Source organism: Arthrobacter sp. P1_B11, assembly GCF_056406715.1.
On record NZ_JBFTZQ010000058.1, the window covers coordinates 1 to 1,801 of the forward strand.

A 1,801-nucleotide genomic window follows, 5' to 3' on the forward strand; every position below is an offset into this window, starting at 1 on the left:
CGGTTGGCGATGACGGGGGACATGCCGGTGAAGCCGTCGCGGGCTTCTTCGGCGATTTCGTGGATTTGTTTGCGGCAGGCGTACCAGCCGGCGACCATGAGGGCGCAGGCGACGAGGGTGACCAGGAGGGTGAGGGGGGAGTCGATGAAGACCATGATGAGGACGCCGAGGAGGAAGAGGAGGGAGAGGTAGCCGGTGTAGGGGGCGCCGAACATGCGGAAGGAGGGGCGTTTGAGCCAGCCTTTGTCGGCCCAGCGTTTGAGTTGCATCTGGCACAGGACGATGGTGGCCCAGGTGACGATGATGCCTACGGAGGCGACGTTCAGGACGATCTCGAAGGCTTGGGTGGGGACGAGGTAGTTCAGTGGGACGCCGAGGAGKGAGACGCCGGCGGTGATGGCGATGCCGCCGTAGGGGACGCCGGCTTTGTTCATGCGTTGGGCGAATTTCGGGGCGGAGCCGGCGACGGACATGGAGCGCAGGATCCGGCCGGTGGAGTAGAGGCCGGCGTTGAGTGAGGAGAGCGCGGCGGTGAGGACGACGAGGTTCATGATGACGTCCACGCCCTGGATGCCGATGGAGCCGAAGAACGTCACGAAGGGGCTGACGCCCTTCTGGTAGGAGGTGTAGGGCAGCAGGAGGGCGAGCAGGATGACGGAGCCGACGTAGAACACGGCGATGCGGAAGACCACGGAGTTGATGGCCTTGGGCATGATTTTTTCGGGGTTTTCGGTTTCGCCGGCTGCGGTGCCGACGAGTTCGATGGAGGCGTAGGCGAACAGGACGCCCTGCATCAGGATGATCATGGGCAGCAGGCCGTTGGGGAAGATGCCGCCGTTATCGGACAGGAGGCTGAAGCCGGTTTCCTGGCCGGGGACGGGGGTGCCGAAGATGACGAAGTAGGTGCCGACCAGGAGGAAGGCGACCAGGGCGGCGACCTTGATGATGGCGAACCAGAATTCCATTTCACCGAAGACCTTGACGGAGACGAGGTTCAGGGCGAGGACGACGATGAGGGCCATCAGGGCCCAGGCCCACTGTGGCACGTCGGCCATCCAGGGGATGTATTTGCCGAAGAAGTTCATGTAGAGGGCCGCGGCGGTGATGTCCACGATGGTGGTGGTGGCCCAGTTGATCCAGTAGAACCAGCCGGAGATGAACGCGGCTTTCTCGCCGAAGAATTCGCGGGCGTAGGAGACGAAGGAGCCCGAGGACGGGCGGTGCAGGACCAGTTCGCCGAGGGCGCGGAGGATCAGGAAGGCGAAGAAGCCGCAGACGGCGTAGGCGATGACGAGCGAGGGGCCGGCGGCGTTGAGCCGGCCGCCGGCGCCGAGGAACAGGCCGGTGCCGATGGCGCCGCCGATCGCGATCATCTGGATCTGCCGGGGCTTCAGGCTCTTGTGGTAGCCCTTGTCCTCCGCGTGGAGAAGCTTCTCGGTGGCGTGCGCCTGGGCCGGAACCGTGTGGTCTGTGATGGCCGCGGTGCTTGCGGCGCCCTGTGGGGAGTTGGACATGGGGGATCCTTTGTTTCCAGTGGGGGACGGGAAATGCGGTTTATTTGCTGAGGTTGGCGAGGCGTTCGGGGCTGAGGAGTTCCTGGAGTTGGTCGGCGGTGAGGAGGCCGTGTTCGAGGACGAGTTCGGCCACGCCCTTGCCGGTGGCGAGGGCTTCCTGGGCGATGGCGGTGGCGGTGGCGTAGCCCAGGTGGGGGTTCAGGGCGGTGACCAGGCCGATGGATTGTTCCACGGTGAGGCGGAGGTGTTCGGTGTTCGCGGTGATGCCCCGGACGCAGCGTGCGGTG

1 protein-coding gene and 1 pseudogene are annotated in these 1,801 nt (G+C 65.1%); both read right to left on the reverse strand.

Annotation, left to right across the window (positions count from 1 at the left end):
* Positions 1-1,514: amino acid permease (locus AC1D14_RS22530; protein WP_476969229.1), on the reverse strand; the 1,514-nt coding region annotated here is incomplete at its 3' end.
* A gap of 40 nt (positions 1,515-1,554) precedes the next feature.
* Positions 1,555-1,801, reverse strand: a pseudogene (gene aspA, locus AC1D14_RS22535) (aspartate ammonia-lyase); the annotation flags it as partial.